Source organism: Methylobacter sp. S3L5C (assembly GCF_022788635.1).
Taxonomy (GTDB): Bacteria; Pseudomonadota; Gammaproteobacteria; order Methylococcales; family Methylomonadaceae; genus Methylobacter_C.
On record NZ_CP076024.1, the window covers coordinates 4,690,442 to 4,708,486 of the forward strand.

Here is an 18,045-nt window from a genome sequence, read left to right on the forward strand (position 1 = left end):
CTACAAAAAAGATTTATCGTTAGGTTCATGCCGGTTGGTTTACTAAAATTGACTGGCAGTTATAGGTGAGGAACCAGACACCCAGATAGTGGAGTTCAATGACCGTTATGGGTCCAGACTGTGTGAAAACTACAATCCAGCTATAATTATATTTTCAATTGAAAGTATATCAATATGAGCGGATTTATAACGGGCGAAGCTCGCACTCATGCGACTTTGTTTCCAGAAAAACTCGATGATTACATCTCGGCAGACAATGCCACCAGAGTAATCGATATATTCATTGATGGTATTGATCTGTCGGCTACGGGGTTTAAAACCCTAGCGGCTGCCACTGGTCCAGACTGTGTGAAAAATCCAATTTATGCAAAATATGGCCTTCGTAAGACTGCCAAGTTCTAGGGTTACGATTTATCGACTATTTTGTGTGTGGTTTTATCCAGTAAAAACATAAAAATGCAACTCAGCGCTGATAAAGACATAAATCCTGTTGAAGAATTCCTTTCTGCGACTAAAGAAGGCTTTTATGCCCTCAAAGCCTCTATGAGAGCCGCAGTGCCCATGATATTCATGACTCGTTTCAAATTATAGGCAAGCACATGCAAGCTCATTTCTGCACTGACCTGATCCAATGTTCACATTTGGAAGTGCGTGTAACCCATCCAGAGCTTAAGCGTTCCAAAAGGATGCTCTACGGTTTTTCGCCTGACCTTCATCATTTCCGGTGCTTGATTAATGCGCTTTTCTAAAGCATCTAATACCGCTTCATGTTCCCAGCGACTAATGCGCCGATTGACACCGCTGGTACATTGCGGTTTCATGGTGCACTTAACGCAGGAAGAAGACCAATAACGCCGCATGGTTTTACCTTTAAAATACTCTTAATGCATGGCAAACATTTACCTTGTCATTTACTGCTGATTCTGCCAGTACTTTAGTTTCACTATTGGGAGCTACAGCAGGCGGTGGTGGTTATATCGGTCTCGACAAAGTTGCAGTCATTTCCGCCGTACCCGTCCCAGCCGCAATTTGGATGTTCGGAACTAGCCTGATTGGCTTGTGCGCAACAATGCGCAAAAAGACACAAGCTTCAATTTATTAAAATTATTGCATCAATATAACCAAAGCCACTTCTTACTGAGGTGGCTTTTTTTTACTCGGTCGTTTATAAAGTATGCGTAATCAGTGGATATTTCGGTACGGAATATTTAGCGTCAGGTATTTGCAGAAAATCGAAAAATACGCCCTTGCTAGCGATTTTTCATGAGGTTTACTGAATATTAAAACACTAAAACTTTAGACAAAACGTTAGAGCAGCAAGCTTTAGTCTATAGTGTCAGTTGAATTGCTAAAATCGACAGTCCGCATTCTGTGAGTAAGCTGTCATCCAAATATCATGGGTGAATGACAACTGTGGGTCTAAGCTTGTCCTTGGACAGTTCATAGAAGCATGTGTTCGCTATAACAATTAACACTTTCTTGAAGGAGGTTTGGGTTCGGGGCAGTTTTTTTAATAAATTTGCCTTTGCCCCCTTACTTTACTCTACCCTTTTTCAAGAGGGAGATAGATACTTATGGTCGGGTTAGACATAAGTCGTAACCCGACCATAGACTTTAGAAAAATCTGGTTTTTGATTTTTGATTTTTGATTTTTGTAATTTCCCGGGAAATGCAAAGGTGATACAAACACACGAGGCTTGCTGATTAAAAAATCATCAAAGTTAACGTTGGGCTTCAAATAACAAAGGCTAACGGCGTTCATAACAGGTTTGAGATCATACCTCACGTTTTGCAACGTAAAGCTAAGAAAATCAGCTACAGTAAGGGTAAGCCCTCACCTTTTATTTACGGCAAGCTTAAAACTTACACTACCACCTTTAACACTGGCGCACTAAAGTCGGCGGTACCGTCCGGCGTTACAGCGGCTACCCTAAAATAATACTTGCCGCCTACAGTAAGCCCGGTAATCTCATGATAAGAGCGGGTTCCCGTTGCAACCAATACCCATTCACTGTCTTCCACCGGTAAACTCTCTTTTGCAGATTGCCAAATATAAGCACCCGCTCTATCCACGGCTTTGGCAATCAACTTTATACTGCCGGTATTGGCACCGTCTGCTGCCGATAACTGGGGTTTTTGACGTGATATGGGTTGCCTGGATTCATGAAAGCCGCTACTTAAAATTTTAGTTTCATCGCCTTCAGCAACTTTTTCGACATAGGCAGCCAATTTATAAAAAACAGCATTCGCTACAACTTCGTTATCGTGCATGGCAGAAATAGCGCTGTGACTACCATCACGCGAAGCGACAAAAGCCGCTTCCAATGCATCTACTGCCGCTTTAGCCTCCGTTAAGGGCACCTCGGGCGTTGGATAGGTTGGATTATCGGTTAATTTGGCAATAATATTACGATAAAAAGCGATTTTTTCTGCTATTGATAATTTGATAAAATCCAATAGTACTTTAATTTTTTTCATACTGAGCTCCTTTAAATAGTTAATTAATTAATTAATAAAAACAATTAAAGTGTGGTTAAATTATTTCATAGCTTTATGCGAGGTGTAAAATAATTTTTTATTGAATCCAAAGGTATTTTTTTATAAACATGCCTTTTGTTTCACTGGAAATCCGACCTGCTTTGCCTGGAATGTTTACTGTTCCCGTTAAAACAAGAATTATCACTATGGAAATACTTATTATTTGAACTTGCTTAAGGCGTGTTTTTATTGGAATACGACCGACTGCAAGTTACATGCAACGTATTTTTCTTGGAGAACAGTCTGTTTCTATTGGAGTACAACATATTTCTATCGGGATGCGATCTGCTCCATTTGTAATAGGGTACGTTTCTGTTGGTATACGACCTACCTGCTATGACATAAGGTTGATGACACGCGGAATCTTCTTTTTATCACGTCGCGTAGCATATATGCCCGATGGGGTGCTACTTTTATTCCAATGAATCAAGCTGGCTATCCCTTTGATAAAAAACCTTTTTAACAATAACAACCATTTTTTATACATAACCCGTTCAACACAAGATGAGCAAAAATCATGCATCACATTGCCATATTTATTACTGGATATCGCTTAAAAACACAGGGCATTTTATTTTTTTCTATTGTTGGTGACTTGTGTTAACAATCCACTATAATCACATCAGCTAGTATTCATAAAGATCAGGCCAGGGCAATAAAATGAAAAAATTTATTCAGGATCTCGCAGAAACACATCGCTATCAGCCAACGCATCTATTACATATTCTACGGTCAGTTCAATCACAGTATCATTACATTCCGCAAGAGGTGATAGAACAGTTAGCCGAGTTGTTAACTATTTCCCGCACCCAGATTATCGGTGTTGTTGAATTCTACAGTTTTTTTCATCTGTCACCGCGCGGACAATACGAACTGTTAATCAGTGATTCCATTACTGATCATATGTTGGGCAAGCAAAACCTGATCAGTTATTTAGCGGAAAAACTAAAAGTCGCTGTTGGTGACGTTCGGCAAGATGGCGTTGTCAGTCTGGACAATACGTCTTGTACCGGCATGTGTGATCAAGGCCCGGCAGGCCTGGTTAATGGCTATGCCCTAACGCGCCTTGATCGTCCCCGGCTTGACCTGATCACTGATTTAATTAATCAACAAAAACCACTCAATGAATGGCCCGCCGAGTTATTTCTTGTCGAAGATAATATTTATCAGCCGGGATTACTGCTGACTAATCCCGTCCAACCGGGTGCTGCCCTAAGAGCCATGTATAAACGTGGCGTACAAGAAACGTTAGCCGAAATCAGCTTTGCGGAGCTACGTGGCCGTGGCGGTGCCGGCTATAACACCGCCTGGAAATGGCATCTTTGTTATGAAGGCCCTGAAGAAGATTCCTTTTGCGATATCGCTACACATAGGCAGCAACAACGCTATGTGGTTTGTAATGCTGACGAAGGCGAACCGGGTACTTTTAAAGACCGGGTGCTATTAAATTCTTATGCCCATGAAGTGTTTGAGGGCATGACCTTATGTGCCGCCATTATCGGCGCCCAACAAGGCTTTTTATATTTACGCGGCGAATACCTACATCTTTACGAGAAGTTGCAAGCAGTATTGGATGAGCGTCGGCAGGCTGGTTTATTAGGCAGCAATATTCTTAAAGAAGGGCTTAATTTTGATATTGAAATTTGCCTCGGGGCAGGTGCTTATATTTGCGGTGAAGAATCGGCATTGATAGAGTCCCTGGAAGGCAAAATGGGTATTCCTCGTAACCGTCCCCCTTATCCGGTTACTCAAGGCTATTTAGGTAAACCTACCGTAGTTAACAACGTTGAAACCTTTATGGCAGCCGCCAGTATTGCTGTAAACGGCGGTGACTGGTTTGCCATCGTCGGTACAGAAAAATCAAAAGGCACCAAGATTTTAAGTATTTGCGGGGACTGCTCTCAACCCGGAATTTATGAATATCCTTTCGGTACGACTATCCAGACAGTTCTTAATGATTGTGGAGCCAGCGATGTGCTGGGTGTACAAATAGGTGGCCCATCAGGTACGTTTATTTCTAATCAGGAGTTTAACCGGCAACTGGCTTTTGAAGATCTAGCCACTGGCGGCTCGTTTATTGTTTTTAATGACAGTCGAAACATTCTTGAAATTGTTAATAATTTCACCCATTTCTTTGCCCATGAAAGTTGTGGTTTTTGTACACCCTGTCGGGTTGGTACCTCGTTATTAAAAAAGCAGCTGGATAAAATTATTGGCGGTCATGGCTCAGCGGGTGATGTGGTCGCACTTGAGGAGCTCTGTCAGCTAGTCAAGACTCAAAGCCATTGCGGCCTGGGACAGACCGCAGCTAATCCGGTACTATCCACCTTGCAGCGCTACCCCGAATTATATCAAAGCCGGTTGAAAAAAATTAGTTATGAACCGGGATTTGATTTGGATGGCGCGCTGGAAACAGCCAGACGATTGGCCAAGCGTAACGATGCCGGTGCGCATTTAGCCCAAGCAGAGGAATAATCATGAGCAAATCAATCACTATTGATGGTAATACTATCCCTTTTGAAGAGGGACAGACCATCATGGAAGCTGCAACAGCAGCCGGTGTTTATATTCCGCACCTATGCCACCATCCCGAATTTACGCCTCATGGCAGTTGCAAACTGTGTACGGTAAAAGTAAACGGGCGCACTTGTTCGGCCTGTACTTTTCCGGCTATGGACGGTCAAGATGTACTTAATAATACCCAGGAATTAACCGATGACCGGCGGCTTATTACCCAAATGCTGTTTGTGGAAGGCAATCATTTTTGCCCCTCTTGCGAAAAAACCGGTAATTGCCAGTTACAGGCCGTTGCTTATCATTTAAATATGCTCGACAACCATTTCCCGCTGTTTTATCCCAACCGGGAACTGGATGCTTCTCATGCGGAGGTCATGATTGATCATAATCGCTGCATTTTTTGTACGCTTTGCGTTAGGGCCAGTCAGCAAAAAGATGGTAAAGATGTGTTTGCCATTAGTGGGCGCGGACTTAATAAACATTTAATTGTTAATGCCCAAAGCGGACTATTAAAAGATACCGATATGGAAGCTACGGACCAAGCGGCACATATTTGTCCAACCGGCGCGATTTTGATTAAGCGAACCGCTTATCAAGTACCTATTGGTGAACGTATTTACGATCATCAACAAATTGATCAAGTCAGTTTAGCTTCGGAGAATTCTCAACATGACAAATAAAATTAGAGTCGCAACCACGTCTTTGGCAGGTTGCTTTGGCTGTCACATGTCATTTCTTGATATTGATGAGCGCATGTTGCAGCTGGTAGAACACGTTGAATTTGACCGCTCACCTATTACCGATATAGAACACTGCACAAACTGCGATATTGGTTTAATTGAAGGTGGCGTATGTAATTCTGAAAACGTTCATGTATTACGCGAGTTTCGAAAAAACTGCAAAATTCTGGTTGCGGTCGGCGCTTGCGCTATTAACGGCGGACTACCGGCAATGCGTAATTTCATACCTCTCGAAGAATGCCTGAATGAAGCTTATATTAATGGTATAGGCGTTGAAAATGCACAAATCCCCAGCGATCCTGAACTGCCCCTATTACTGGATAAAGTTCGTCCGATTCATGAAGTAGTGAAAATAGATTATTTTTTGCCCGGTTGTCCGCCTTCAGCCGATGTATTCTGGAAATTTTTGACTGATTTGATTGACGGTCGCGAACCTTCGTTACCTTATGAGTTGGTACATTATGATTGAGTGAGTTCTGTAGAATGTGCCGACGAAGAAGGCGCGTCAGTCAGGAACGATGAGCTTTGTACCTCAGCGCATCCTGCGGTGCTAAACAGAATATGACAGAACTCATTTTAAAATCAATCATTAAATGCCCTGAATGTAGCTTTGAAAAACAGGAGATCATGCCAACGGATGCTTGCTTGTATTTTTACCAATGCACCCATTGCCAGACATTATTAAAACCTAAACAAGATGATTGTTGTGTTTTTTGTTCTTATGGGACATTCGCTTGCCCTCCGATACAAGCTGGACAGTCTTGTTGTTCCAACCAACTTTAGAGAATTATCATGTACGAACATTTAGAAACCGCCAAAAATACAGAAAACCTGAAGCGAGTCGTTGTTGATCCGGTCTCTCGTGTTGAAGGACATGGCAAGGTCACTTTATTATTGGACGCTGATAATAAAGTCCGGCAAGCCAGATTACATATCGTTGAGTTTCGTGGCTTTGAGCGTTTTATACAAGGACGACCCTATTGGGAGTTGCCGGTTTTGGTGCAGCGTTTATGCGGCATTTGTCCGGTAAGCCATCATTTAGCCGCCGCTAAAGCCATAGATCAACTGGTTGGGATTGACCCCGAAAATTTACCGGTATCCGCCGATAAATTGAGACGTTTACTGCATTTTGGACAAGTGCTCCAATCTCACGCCCTGCATTTCTTTCATTTATCCAGCCCTGATTTGTTATTTGGTTTTGAAAGCGATATTAGCAAACGTTCTGTTATTGCAGTACTAAGTGAATACCCCGACCTTGGTGTGCAGGGAGTAAAGCTTCGCAAATATGGCCAAGAAGTGATACGTATGGTCTCCGGAAAACGCATTCACGGTAGTTGTGCTATTCCTGGCGGCGTGAATAAATCTTTAAGCAAAGCGGAACGTGATTATTTACTGGAAGATATCGGCCAAATGATTGAGTGGTCGGCAGCGGCGGTCGCACTTATTAAAAAAGTACATTGCTCCAACCTTCCCTACTATGATGACTTTGGCACCATACGTACCAATTACCTGGGCTTAACCAAACCCGATGGCGCCTTGGAACTCTATCATGGCGGCATTCGTGCGAAAGATGCTGATGGCAAAACGATTATGGATCATGTCGATTATTGCCAATATAACGATTATATCCATGAAGAAGTTCGCTCATGGACTTACATGAAATTTCCTTACCTGTTATCCATTGGGAAAGAAAACGGCTGGTATCGTGTAGGGCCGTTAGCCAGGGTCAATAACTGTGATTATATTAATACGCCATTAGCAGAAGCTGCTCGCGTAGAATTTAAAGCGCACAGCAACGAAGCGATGGTTCATAGTACACTGGCTTTTCATTGGGCACGTTTAATTGAAACCCTGCATTGCGCCGAAAGCATTAAAACACTGCTCCATGACGCTGACATCATGGGCCATGATTTAGTGGCGCAAGGTGAGAAACGTTATGAAGGTGTCGGCGTTATTGAAGCACCACGTGGCACGCTGTTCCATCATTATCAAGTCGATGAGAATGATATTGTCACCAAAGCCAATTTAATCGTTTCGACCACCAGCAATAACATGGCGATGAATGAATCCGTTCGGCAAGTGGCGGCAGAATACTTATCGGGTCGGGAATTAACCGAACCATTGTTAAATAATCTGGAAGTAGCTATTCGCGCTTATGATCCTTGCTTGTCCTGCGCGACCCATGCGATGGGAAAAATGCCGTTACAATTGGAATTAATTGATGCTGAAGGTAACCTGATTGATAAACTGGTCAAACACAGTAGCGGTCAAATTGAACGGCCAAATAATGCTTAAACCGGTACTTGTATTTGGCTATGGCAACCTTAGTCGTGGCGATGACGCACTAGGGCCGTTATTACTGGAATATGTTGAAAGCCACTGTAATTTGCAAGACATTGAAATACTGAGTGACTTTCAGCTACAAATTGAACATGCGCTGGATTTGGAAAACAGATCGCTGGTATTGTTTGTTGATGCCTCGGTTTCTTGTGTCGAGGCGTTTGACTTTGCCCAACTTGAACCTGCCAGAGATAAAAGCTACACCACTCACGCCATGAGCCCTGCGGCGGTTTTAGCCGTGTATCAGTCAATAAAAAAACAAATGCCACCGCCGTGTTTTTTACTGAGCATCAAAGCCGAAAAACTTGAATTGGGTGAAGGTTTAAGTACGCCGGCCAAAAGTCATCTGGCTCAGGCCTGTGAGTTTGCGGAAAAGTTATTGCAAAATCCTGACCTTAACCTGTGGCTGCAACAAACCAATGCAGTGCAGCTAATGCCTACTGAGCTGTGTAAATTGTAATTTCAACTATAGTTTTCAGAAATTAAATGTCTAATTAGCGTCGCTGTAAGCGCATTCAGATAATAACCCTTAGAGCATAGATATCTATACTCTTAAAGGGATGGTATCTGTTAGCATCGAAATTATTTACCGGTGAATCTGTGTATAGATTTATTGTGTGAATCAACATTCAGCCTGAGCAGAATGATGACAGCTTATATGATCGTTTACGATAATTTGCTAAACTTGGAGTCTGTAACCAATGAGCAATGACACAAAACAAAAATAGAGAGACTCAGCAATGAAATCATACAAAACATTATGGCTGGTGACGTTAATGATTATTAGCGGTAACGTCTGGTCTTATGGCAGCAGCAGTAGCGCAAAAGCCTGTGACAAACCAAAATTTAGCGAATTTAGCCCGGTCAGCAATGCTGAAGTTGCGCCAAAATCAGCTTTTTCTTTTATCGCCTCCGCAAATACCAACCCTGACAGCATTATCGTTACGGTAAAAAATCAGCCGGTAGAGGTCACAGTTACGCCTAAAAACCAGAGTTTTCTGGTAACAGGAACACTACCCGATACCATAAAAAAAGACTTTGCCAGAATTAGTATTGCTGCCGATGGCCCAAATCAATGTAAAGGCACTGACGGCTGGCTGGTAAAAATAATCGAATAAAACCGGTGACCGGTGAGCTTTAACAACAATTTATTTACAGACAAAAACAATTTTATGACATTAAAAAAGACAGCACTCGATAAAGATAAACTAAACCAGATTGTTACCGATGCCCGACGTAACCAGGAAATCAGGGAGCAATCTTATCGTGGTCAGGCACTTAAACTCTATCCTTGGATATGTGGTCGTTGTACCCGTGAATTTACCCATACCAATCTGACTGAGTTGACTGTTCATCATAAAAATCACAATCACGATGATAATCCTGCCGATGGCAGTAACTGGGAATTATTATGTCTTTATTGTCACGACAATGAGCATTCACGCTACGAAGAAACCCGCTTCGGTAATTTGCAAACCAATAATCGAACCAGTGTCTCGATGGGTAGTCACAATCCATTTGCAGACCTGAAAAACCTGATGGGCAGTAAAAAATAGGCCATAAACCTAAGGATGGTGCAAGAGGTTAAAATGTGACTGAGTTGAAGGTTATTCCTTCACCTTTAACCCTTTCATCTGATTACAAGGTATCGATACCAAGATTAGCCAAAGCATCAGCGCGGTCATTACCAATATCGCCAGAATGACCTTTTACCCACTTCCATTCAATCTTGTGTGTAGCGATGGTCGCATCCAGTCTACGCCACAAATCTTCGTTTTTAACCGGTGTTTTTGCAGCCGTTTTCCAGCCTCTTTTTTTCCAGTTGGGCATCCAGTCAGTAATACCTTTTAATACATAACTTGAGTCGCTATTAAGCTGAACGGAGCAGGATTTTGTTAATAATTCCAATGCCTGTATGGCAGCCATTAGTTCCATGCGATTATTGGTCGTATGTTTTTCTGCTCCATAAAGTTCTTTTATAATGCCTTTATAGTCAAGAATCACTCCCCATCCACCCGGCCCTGGATTGCCACGACATGCTCCATCGGTATAAATAATTACGGTACTACTCATGTTTTTTTATCTGTGCTGTTGGATTTAGTGAATTAATTAAAGACAGTCGAGGATTTGCATTTTTCACTGGCGTTAACGGAATAATATTGTAGCGCCGCTTTATGGCTTTAACCGCATAAGCTGTAGAAAAAAATGATTGCCCATAGCTTATTAATTTACCCTGCTTGGAACTGATAGAGTCCAAATTAAACTCGGACGATACAGTCACTTCAAAATTTAACAACTTTAACCAGTCCATGATTCTTGATCGGGAAATGAAGTGCCCTCCCCAGGAATCAGCCATTTTTTTATCCCATAAAAATTGATACCTGACCCAAAAACTCCAAGGATTAAAATTTAATACCACTAATAATCCTTCGGGCTTTAAAACGCGCTCAACCTCTCGCATGGTCTGAAACCGATGGGTATCAAACTCCAATAAATGCGGTATTATAATCATATCGACACTGTCACTTTGAAATGGCAAACTATAGGCTATCGCCCTGATTTTTATTGCCTCATCGCAGCCCATTCCTTTGGTATCCAGTATTGTATAATTTTTGTATAAAGTACAATCAATAAAGTCATTCTCCCAGCCCAAGCCACCAATTTGTAAAATAATTTGTTGACAACTTACGGTAATGGATTTCTGTATATAGTCAGCTTCAAGCTCTTTTAACAGCTTACCTCTTGGGGTTTGGTACCAAGCAAATAAAAAATTTCGTTTCATCAATCACACTCAACACAACATACGTTAATGATTTTCATCCAGAAAAATGATACAATTCCGCTAAAATAATAACTATACCCTTAGGCTTCAAGATGACACGCGTTAATTTTAACAGGTCGGTTAATTTTTTATTAATTTCGATATCTTTAATTGTAACCGGTTGCTCAGATACACCGAAAGAGCCTCTGGTCGTTAATGATCAAATGCCTGTCAAATCCACTCAAAATGACGGCTATGTGTACCATCCTACCCTGCGCAAACATAAATTCAAAACCGCATCAACACACAAAGACACCGTTTGGGAGAGGTTATTATCACTCTATTCGTTACCTGATATTAAAAACCCACGTATAGACCGTGAATTATACTGGTATCTGGAACATCCGGCATCCCTTGCGATAATTCAACAACGGGCAGAACCCTATCTACACCATATTCTTGATGAAATTGAAGCCAAAAACATGCCCGGCGAACTGGCTTTATTGCCCGTTGTAGAAAGTGCTTTTGTACCGGATGCCTATTCAAAAGCTGACGCATCAGGACTTTGGCAATTTGTGCCTGCCACGGGAAAAGAATATGGTCTTCAACAAAATGCCTGGTATGACGGTCGGCGCGATATTTACGCCTCCACAAAAGCGGCAACCACTTATTTAAAAGAATTAAGTGAAAATTTTGATGGCGATTGGTTGCTGGCACTTGCTTCTTATAATTGCGGGAAAGGCCGGGTAAGAAAATCCATTGAAAGAAATGAATATCTCAATCTGCCTACTGATTATTGGTCCTTAGACCTCCCTCAAGAGACCGATGACTATGTGCCAAGATTACTGGCTATTGCCAGATTATTTGCCCATGCCGACGAATACAATATTCATTTACAACATATTCCCAATAAACCTTACTTTGAAGTCGTTGATATTAAATCCCCATTGGATTTGCACAAAGCGGCAAAACTGGCCAATACACCGCTCTATGCCTTTTTAAAATTAAATCCGGGCTTTAACCGCGCCAGCACAGCTCCTGAAGGTCCGCATCGACTGCTGGTTCCGGCAGCTCAAGCGCAAGCATTTAAAAATAATTTGGCGACACTTCCCTATTCTGAAAGAGTCGCTATAAAACAATACAATGAAAAGCGGACAACCGAGCCACGCTTCCAAGACAAAGATCAGGAGCAGGTACAAACAGCCCAGCTTGGCGGTGACAAAACCAGAACAAACCTGGCGCAATACAAAGTTAGATCAGGAGACAATTTGTCTGCTATTGCCAATAGAAACAATACAACTGTTCAATCATTACGCCAAGTCAATCATTTAACCAGCAATACCGTTAATTCCGGTATGCGCTTACAAATGCCTTCAGAAGCAAAATCAAATAGTACTCCGCTACTTGCCAGCATATCAAAACCTAAAGCCACCAGCACTCAAGTCTATACAGTAAAAAAAGGTGATACTTTCTTTAACATTTCTCAACGATTTTCTGTCACTCCGAAAGACATTGCTAACTGGAACAGCGCTACTTTAAAAACAGCATTGATTCCAGGTCGAAAACTGACTATCAATAGCATCAATCCACAACTTGCCAGCGTATCATCGTCAATCCGCCTAATCAGTTACAAGGTCGGGCAAGGCGACTCGCTGACACAAATTTCCAGAAAGTTTAACGTCTCTGTTGCCGATTTGCGTAAATCTAACGCTGCCACATTGGTTAAAGGTCTTCGTCCAGGCCAAACACTCAAGATCATCGTCGATAACAATCAATCCTCAAGCTAAAAACCTGACTAAATCAGGCTTATTTGCCAATGCCAAGCACTGCCAGATAAGCCTGATTTAGCAAGAACTATTTTAAGTCATTTTTCACTTAGCATATTACCAAACAAATTTGTTACCGCACCGTTAGCGACGCCACTGACTTTAATATTATTTCTAATAATACTGGCATAATTCTCATGGAGATGGCCATGAAATATATGCTTTACCCCCATTGCCGCCGCTAATTCACCAATCACCTTAAAACCATGTCGATGAGACCCCGGCGCTTCATGTGATACTAAAATGTCTGCTTTCAGAGCCTTTAATGCCTCAAATTCATCATGCCAAATAGCTGATTTATACTTTAGCGCCATCTCCGAACTCTGCATACTAGCGGACTGATTATGCAAGTAATGCTGCTTACCCAACCATTTGGGTTGTTGCGGTGGATACCATACCCTACCAAGAAAAACACCACTTAATCCGGCGACTCTAAGCCCTGCTATTTCAGTAACTTTTAAGTGTAAATCTCTATCAGAAAAAGCCGAGTTAAATAAATTGTTGTATTTTTCAGGCGATTCAAAATCATGATTTCCGGCAATCCACCAAATTTCAGTGACGCCATCAATTTCCTCTAAACAACTTTCTAACGGCATATCCAGATCATAATCACCCAGTAAAATGATAGCTTCCGGCCGGTATTTATGAGCAGCGGCTATCAAAGGCTTAAAATTTCCATGCGGATCACCAGCAAACAAGATTTTATTCTGTTGGTTCATGTTGTTACCTTCCTTTCTTTTCATGATGAGATGAAAACCAACAATTTGTCAATTTTCGCTAGAGATGAAGATAAAATATGAATATCACTCGGACAATCCGTATTGATTTGGTGACATCCAAGAATTAATAGTCCCAAGTGGCGCAGGATTTTTGTTTATTTACACGACAAAACAGGGACATAGCTGACTACGTAACTATTTTGACAACGCAGTAAATGAATAAAAAAACCGGTAAGCCGGGTATATTATTCTCAGGAAATTACCTTATACAAATCATCGCCCAACACTCTTAAATGCTCATCGTGATTAAGGCCTTTTAACAACACACCCGCACGTCGATAATAAACCTGATCAACTGAGGAGAAATGAAAACAGATATAACTGGGACTACTGCATCAGGTTAAATCATTAAACACTACACCATTCAAACAAAAACCATCATATGGTAGCAAACACTTCTTTTGCAGCTAAAATTTACTAGCTTATGTAAAACTAAACTATATCCCTGGCCTTATTAAAGGCTTCTCTAAAATCAAGATATAATGGCTTATCCGTTTCAAGCATTAATTTTAACATCTCATTCTGAAGCTTGTATTTAACATTGCCCACGGCCAAGGCTCCGACACCTACTGCGCCTTGTGCATTGATTGCATGAATTAAAGGCGCGCCTAAATCACTGCGCTTGATACCTTCTATACCCATTGGCGGAACCGCATTAACATCACCAGCCACTTTTAATTGCCTGGCCTCTTTTAAAACAGCCAAACTGAGTACCTGAACACCCGCTTTGGCGACACAAAAAATAATATCAGCGGTAGCCACCAATTGGGCTTTATCAGCTTCAGAACTAGCACAGGCACCTTTCAGCGTACAACCAAACCGACGATTATAAGCCTTGGCGACATCTTCGGCCGTCTCAAGCAATAAATGGTCGACCAATGCTGTCTTGGCACCCGCCAAGGAAGCGATAATTCCCGTAGCAATACCGACAGGTCCCGTTCCACCAAAAACCAGTGCAGTACAGTCTTTTAATTCTTTACCATGTGTTACCTTTAACTCTTTTTCTACACAGGCAACCAATGCTGCCGCTGTAGTAAATGCACCACTAGGATCGGCAAAAACAGATACTTCAAAAGGCGGAACCATAGCTTGTTGACTGGCATCCAGCATATCCATAGCCAACCCTAAATCACGGCCACCAATAAAGATTCCGGTGCGCTTGACACCTGTTGGACCACGGGAAAAAATAGCATCCTGAGTGAGCCTGTAAATACTGTCTAATTTGACATTACTATAAGGCATAAGCACATCAAATCCTGCGTCCATCGCCATGTTAATATCAAATGGACTATTGTTTGGCATGGGGTCAAGCATGTGAAGAATGCTACGTTTCTCCATTAGAGATGCTCCTTATAATGAGTGCGGGGTAAACTTAATATTGAGTTTAAGCTTTTGACTTAACATAAGCTCTGGCTACTTCAAAGGCATGTTCAAAATGCAAATAAACCGGCTTATCGCATTCGATCATTTTTTTCAACAAGCGATTCTGTGCATGGTATTTAATATTACCAATAGCCAGAGCGCCTATGCCAACAGCACCACTGTTCGAACCTTCAATAGGCTTGCCATTATGAAATGCATCAACACCGGCTATGCCTGAGGGCGGCACCGCATTAACATCTGCAGCAACTTTCAACTGTGGAGCTGAGGCAATTAACTCAGCGCTCAGCAACTCAATACCTGCTGCACCGGTTGCAAAAACAACATCAGCAGTTTTCATATATTCAGCTTTGTCAGCATCAGCACCTGCGGTAATGGTAATTTTACCGTCACCAAATTCATTGCTACACAGTTCAGCAATATGCTGAGCTTTTTCCAGTTGTCTACCAATTATCCTTACGTTGGCACCTGCCTGAGCCGCAATGACTGCTGCGGCTTGACCAACAGGACCTGTTCCACCTAAGGCAAGAATATTTTTACCTGCCAAGGTCGTGTTAAATTTTGTAATTAACTCATGCTCTACAGCGGCAACCATTCCAGCAGCAGTTGTAAAAGCACCGCTAGGATCAGCAAAAACAGAAACTTCAAAAGGTGGAACCATTGACCGCTTGGCTGTTTTCAACATATCCATGGCTTGTTTGGTATCGCGGCCGCCGATAAAAATACCGGTGCGTTTTAAGTTTTTTGCACTGCGCGAAAAAATAGCATCTTGTACAAGTCCTTGAACTTCGCTGGCTTCAACGTTTATATAAGGTAATGCAGAAACCCATCCTGCATCCAGCGCCATATTGACGTCAAAAGGACTTAAGTTTTTAGCAGTGGTTAGCATGTGTAAAATAAATGGTTTTTCCATGGTATCTCCTTGATGTATTTAGCCGGTCAGTATAAAAGAAAAAATAGCAGAATAACAATGGTCTTGCGTAATTGACCCTAAAAATCGAAAAACCGCATTAACGATAATTCCATGAGTCACAACCATGATAAAAGTATCCACAAAGATAATGTAAAGGCCAACTTATCGGCCCAAGGCGAATGAATTACCTATAGAAATCCCCAGCAGGATACTTATTTTAATAGGACCTTATTTATTGGCGCGATGATCAATAATTTCTTCAACTACCGACGGATCCGCCAGTGTGGAGGTATCGCCCAGATTATCCAGTTCATTAGCGGCCACTTTTCGCAAAATACGGCGCATGATTTTACCTGAGCGGGTTTTGGGTAAACCGGGAGCCCATTGAATAATATCAGGATTGGCAATGGCACCAATTTCTTTTCTAACCAAATCAACCAACTCTTTTCTCAGTGCTTCCGAGGGCTCAATGCCAACATTCAACGTCACATAAGCGTAAATTCCCTGACCTTTAATATCATGCGGATAACCGACAACAGCAGCTTCTGCGACTTGTTCATGCAACACCAAGGCACTTTCAATTTCTGCCGTACCCATTCTGTGGCCCGACACATTAATCACATCATCGACACGCCCGGTAATCCAGTAATAACCATCTTTATCCCGACGTGCACCATCACCGGCAAAATAATAACCGGGATAGTTTTTAAAATACGTATCAATAAAGCGAGGATGATCCCCATATATTGTCCGTGCCTGACCTGGCCATGGGCTACTGATGACCAAAATACCTTCTGCGACACCGTCCATAATGGCACCCTGATTATCCATGATTTCCGGCTTGATACCGAAAAATGGCAAGGTTGCCGAACCCGGTTTTAAAGCAGTAACACCGGGCAACGGGGTGATTAATATGCCACCCGTTTCAGTTTGCCACCAGGTATCCATGACCGGACATTGCCCGTTACCAACGACGTGGTAATACCATTCCCATGCCTCCGGATTAATAGGCTCGCCGACACTACCCAAAATACGCAGACTGCTACGATCCGTGCGGGTAACAAAGTCATTACCCTGAGCCATTAATGCACGAATTGCCGTTGGTGCGGTATAGAAAATATTGACCTGATGCTTATCAATCACTCGCCAAAAACGATCTGCTTCAGGATAAGTAGGTACACCTTCAAACATCAAAGTGGTCGCGCCGTTGCACAAGGGCCCGTAAATCATATAAGAATGCCCGGTAATCCAACCTATGTCGGCAGTACACCAATAGATATCACCGTCATGATAATCAAACACATACTTATGGGTCATGGCCGCATATAACAAATACCCCCCGGTGGTATGCACAATACCCTTGGGTTTACCCGTCGAACCGGATGTATACAAGATAAACAAAGGATCTTCAGCATCCATAGCTTCAGCGGGACAGTCAACTGAAGCCTTTGCCATTGCCTCGTGATACCAGATATCACGGCCATTCTGCCAGTCAATGGTGCTGGCGGTATTTTTTATAACAATGACTTTTTGAAGCTGTGGACAAGAAGTCGCTGCCAGGTCAACATTGGCTTTAATCGGTGTCGTTTTACCGCCACGATAACCTTCATCCGCGCAAACGACATACTTGCAATTTGAATCCAGTATCCGGTCTTTTAAAGCATCCGCCGAAAATCCGCCAAAAACAATCGAGTGCACGGCACCAATCCTTGTACAGGCCAGCATTACCGTTGCCGACTCGCTAATCATGGGCAAGTAAATACAAACCCGGTCACCTTTTTTAACACCCTGCGTTTTTAAAACGCTGGCAAATTTACAAACGTCCTCATGCAATTGCCTATAAGTAATTTTTTTATCATGAGAAGGGTTATCGCCTTCCCAGATAATAGCCACCTGATCACCGCGCGTTTCAAGATGACGATCAATGCAGTTGACACTCACGTTAAGTTTCCCGCCGGCAAACCAACGTATAATGCCTTTTGAATAATCACAATCCATAACGCTATCCCAGCGCTTGCTCCAAACTAAAAATTGCTCCGCCTGCGCTGCCCAAAAAGCTTCCGGCTTATCAATCGAATGTTGATACATAGTTTTATAGGTTTCGGCAGTAATATGCGCCTGAGCGGCCATGGCTGGTTTTACATCATAAATCTTAAAGTCTGACATTTATAATTCCGGTGATGTCTGAAAGCAGAGCTAACTCTAGGAGGCTGTCCGAGCATAGAGAACCTACTGCGGAAAAGCTGTTTTG

17 protein-coding genes and 1 pseudogene are annotated in these 18,045 nt (G+C 42.3%); 10 read left to right on the forward strand and 8 right to left on the reverse strand.

From position 1 onward, the window contains the following. The first annotated feature begins 174 nt into the window (after positions 1-174). On the forward strand, positions 175-402 hold the full coding sequence (locus KKZ03_RS21255; protein ID WP_243218810.1) for a hypothetical protein: 228 nt from the start codon (positions 175-177) through the stop codon (positions 400-402). A 122-nt stretch (positions 403-524) separates the two neighbouring features. Here the strand turns inward: KKZ03_RS21255 and KKZ03_RS21260 are convergent. Then, positions 525-872 (reverse strand): annotated as a pseudogene (locus KKZ03_RS21260) (transposase); the annotation flags it as partial. 991 nt (positions 873-1,863) lie between these two features. Next, the gene (locus KKZ03_RS21265) at positions 1,864-2,478 is read right to left on the reverse strand and encodes a fibronectin type III domain-containing protein (protein ID WP_243218811.1); all 615 of its coding nucleotides are present in this window, start codon (positions 2,476-2,478) and stop codon (positions 1,864-1,866) included. A gap of 720 nt (positions 2,479-3,198) precedes the next feature. Here KKZ03_RS21265 and KKZ03_RS21270 point away from each other — a divergent pair. From KKZ03_RS21270 to KKZ03_RS21305, 8 genes are all read left to right on the forward strand, one after another. Further along, positions 3,199-5,013, forward strand: coding sequence for an NAD(P)H-dependent oxidoreductase subunit E (locus KKZ03_RS21270; RefSeq protein WP_243218812.1), 1,815 nt, complete (start codon positions 3,199-3,201; stop codon positions 5,011-5,013). A gap of 2 nt (positions 5,014-5,015) precedes the next feature. Then, a complete protein-coding gene (locus tag KKZ03_RS21275) occupies positions 5,016-5,735 on the forward strand; it encodes a 2Fe-2S iron-sulfur cluster-binding protein (protein WP_243218813.1) in 720 nt (239 codons plus the stop codon). After that, on the forward strand, positions 5,725-6,264 hold the full coding sequence (locus KKZ03_RS21280) for an NADP oxidoreductase (RefSeq protein ID WP_243218814.1): 540 nt from the start codon (positions 5,725-5,727) through the stop codon (positions 6,262-6,264). The genes KKZ03_RS21275 and KKZ03_RS21280 overlap by 11 nt, the downstream gene beginning before the upstream one ends. Before the next feature lie 92 nt (positions 6,265-6,356). Further along, the gene (locus KKZ03_RS21285) at positions 6,357-6,578 is read left to right on the forward strand and encodes a GDCCVxC domain-containing (seleno)protein (protein WP_243218815.1); all 222 of its coding nucleotides are present in this window, start codon (positions 6,357-6,359) and stop codon (positions 6,576-6,578) included. Positions 6,579-6,587: 9 nt separating this feature from the next. Further along, on the forward strand, positions 6,588-8,090 hold the full coding sequence (locus tag KKZ03_RS21290) for a Ni/Fe hydrogenase subunit alpha (RefSeq protein WP_243218816.1): 1,503 nt from the start codon (positions 6,588-6,590) through the stop codon (positions 8,088-8,090). Beyond that, positions 8,083-8,595 carry a hydrogenase maturation protease gene (locus KKZ03_RS21295; protein ID WP_243221702.1) on the forward strand — a complete coding sequence of 171 codons (513 nt, stop codon included), beginning with the start codon at positions 8,083-8,085 and terminating at the stop codon, positions 8,593-8,595. Before KKZ03_RS21290 ends, KKZ03_RS21295 begins: the two co-directional genes overlap by 8 nt. A 280-nt stretch (positions 8,596-8,875) precedes the next feature. Further along, on the forward strand, positions 8,876-9,253 hold the full coding sequence (locus KKZ03_RS21300; protein WP_243218817.1) for a hypothetical protein: 378 nt from the start codon (positions 8,876-8,878) through the stop codon (positions 9,251-9,253). A 54-nt stretch (positions 9,254-9,307) separates the two neighbouring features. Further along, complete coding sequence (locus KKZ03_RS21305; protein WP_243218818.1) at positions 9,308-9,691, forward strand: YajD family HNH nuclease; 384 nt, start codon at positions 9,308-9,310, stop codon at positions 9,689-9,691. An 82-nt stretch (positions 9,692-9,773) separates the two neighbouring features. Here the strand turns inward: KKZ03_RS21305 and rnhA are convergent, their stop codons facing one another. Beyond that, positions 9,774-10,208, reverse strand: a complete 435-nt coding sequence (gene rnhA / locus KKZ03_RS21310; protein WP_243218819.1) for a ribonuclease HI — start codon at positions 10,206-10,208, stop codon at positions 9,774-9,776. Further along, complete coding sequence (locus tag KKZ03_RS21315; protein WP_243218820.1) at positions 10,201-10,917, reverse strand: class I SAM-dependent methyltransferase; 717 nt, start codon at positions 10,915-10,917, stop codon at positions 10,201-10,203. The genes rnhA and KKZ03_RS21315 overlap by 8 nt, the downstream gene beginning before the upstream one ends. Before the next feature lie 203 nt (positions 10,918-11,120). Here KKZ03_RS21315 and KKZ03_RS21320 point away from each other — a divergent pair, with 203 nt between their 5' ends. Next, positions 11,121-12,683, forward strand: coding sequence for a LysM peptidoglycan-binding domain-containing protein (locus tag KKZ03_RS21320; protein ID WP_371744778.1), 1,563 nt, complete (start codon positions 11,121-11,123; stop codon positions 12,681-12,683). Between the two features lie 77 nt (positions 12,684-12,760). Here the strand turns inward: KKZ03_RS21320 and KKZ03_RS21325 are convergent, their stop codons facing one another. The 4 genes from KKZ03_RS21325 to acs form a co-directional block, all read right to left on the reverse strand. Further along, positions 12,761-13,441, reverse strand: a complete 681-nt coding sequence (locus KKZ03_RS21325; RefSeq protein ID WP_243218822.1) for a metallophosphoesterase — start codon at positions 13,439-13,441, stop codon at positions 12,761-12,763. Positions 13,442-13,933: 492 nt separating this feature from the next. Further along, positions 13,934-14,839, reverse strand: a complete 906-nt coding sequence (locus tag KKZ03_RS21330; RefSeq protein WP_243218823.1) for an NAD(P)-dependent methylenetetrahydromethanopterin dehydrogenase — start codon at positions 14,837-14,839, stop codon at positions 13,934-13,936. A 46-nt stretch (positions 14,840-14,885) separates the two neighbouring features. Then, entirely contained in the window at positions 14,886-15,794 is a 909-nt protein-coding gene (locus KKZ03_RS21335) for an NAD(P)-dependent methylenetetrahydromethanopterin dehydrogenase (protein WP_243218824.1), read from the reverse strand. A 228-nt stretch (positions 15,795-16,022) separates the two neighbouring features. After that, the gene (gene acs / locus KKZ03_RS21340) at positions 16,023-17,960 is read right to left on the reverse strand and encodes an acetate--CoA ligase (RefSeq protein ID WP_243218825.1); all 1,938 of its coding nucleotides are present in this window, start codon (positions 17,958-17,960) and stop codon (positions 16,023-16,025) included. Between the last annotated feature and the right edge of the window lie 85 nt (positions 17,961-18,045).

What these genes read in the sequence shown, in the direction of transcription:
- acs (WP_243218825.1), bottom strand. Translation starts at nt 17,960, where the DNA reads ATGTCAGACTTTAAGATTTATGATGTAAAACCAGCCATGGCCGCTCAG.
- KKZ03_RS21265 (WP_243218811.1), bottom strand. Translation starts at nt 2,478, where the DNA reads ATGAAAAAAATTAAAGTACTATTGGATTTTATCAAATTATCAATAGCA.
- KKZ03_RS21315 (WP_243218820.1), bottom strand. Translation starts at nt 10,917, where the DNA reads ATGAAACGAAATTTTTTATTTGCTTGGTACCAAACCCCAAGAGGTAAG.
- KKZ03_RS21285 (WP_243218815.1), top strand. Translation starts at nt 6,357, where the DNA reads ATGACAGAACTCATTTTAAAATCAATCATTAAATGCCCTGAATGTAGC.
- KKZ03_RS21330 (WP_243218823.1), bottom strand. Translation starts at nt 14,839, where the DNA reads ATGGAGAAACGTAGCATTCTTCACATGCTTGACCCCATGCCAAACAAT.
- KKZ03_RS21300 (WP_243218817.1), top strand. Translation starts at nt 8,876, where the DNA reads ATGAAATCATACAAAACATTATGGCTGGTGACGTTAATGATTATTAGC.
- KKZ03_RS21255 (WP_243218810.1), top strand. Translation starts at nt 175, where the DNA reads ATGAGCGGATTTATAACGGGCGAAGCTCGCACTCATGCGACTTTGTTT.
- KKZ03_RS21325 (WP_243218822.1), bottom strand. Translation starts at nt 13,441, where the DNA reads ATGAACCAACAGAATAAAATCTTGTTTGCTGGTGATCCGCATGGAAAT.
- KKZ03_RS21305 (WP_243218818.1), top strand. Translation starts at nt 9,308, where the DNA reads ATGACATTAAAAAAGACAGCACTCGATAAAGATAAACTAAACCAGATT.
- KKZ03_RS21290 (WP_243218816.1), top strand. Translation starts at nt 6,588, where the DNA reads ATGTACGAACATTTAGAAACCGCCAAAAATACAGAAAACCTGAAGCGA.
- KKZ03_RS21280 (WP_243218814.1), top strand. Translation starts at nt 5,725, where the DNA reads ATGACAAATAAAATTAGAGTCGCAACCACGTCTTTGGCAGGTTGCTTT.
- KKZ03_RS21270 (WP_243218812.1), top strand. Translation starts at nt 3,199, where the DNA reads ATGAAAAAATTTATTCAGGATCTCGCAGAAACACATCGCTATCAGCCA.
- KKZ03_RS21335 (WP_243218824.1), bottom strand. Translation starts at nt 15,794, where the DNA reads ATGGAAAAACCATTTATTTTACACATGCTAACCACTGCTAAAAACTTA.
- KKZ03_RS21320 (WP_371744778.1), top strand. Translation starts at nt 11,121, where the DNA reads ATGCCTGTCAAATCCACTCAAAATGACGGCTATGTGTACCATCCTACC.
- rnhA (WP_243218819.1), bottom strand. Translation starts at nt 10,208, where the DNA reads ATGAGTAGTACCGTAATTATTTATACCGATGGAGCATGTCGTGGCAAT.
- KKZ03_RS21275 (WP_243218813.1), top strand. Translation starts at nt 5,016, where the DNA reads ATGAGCAAATCAATCACTATTGATGGTAATACTATCCCTTTTGAAGAG.
- KKZ03_RS21295 (WP_243221702.1), top strand. Translation starts at nt 8,083, where the DNA reads ATGCTTAAACCGGTACTTGTATTTGGCTATGGCAACCTTAGTCGTGGC.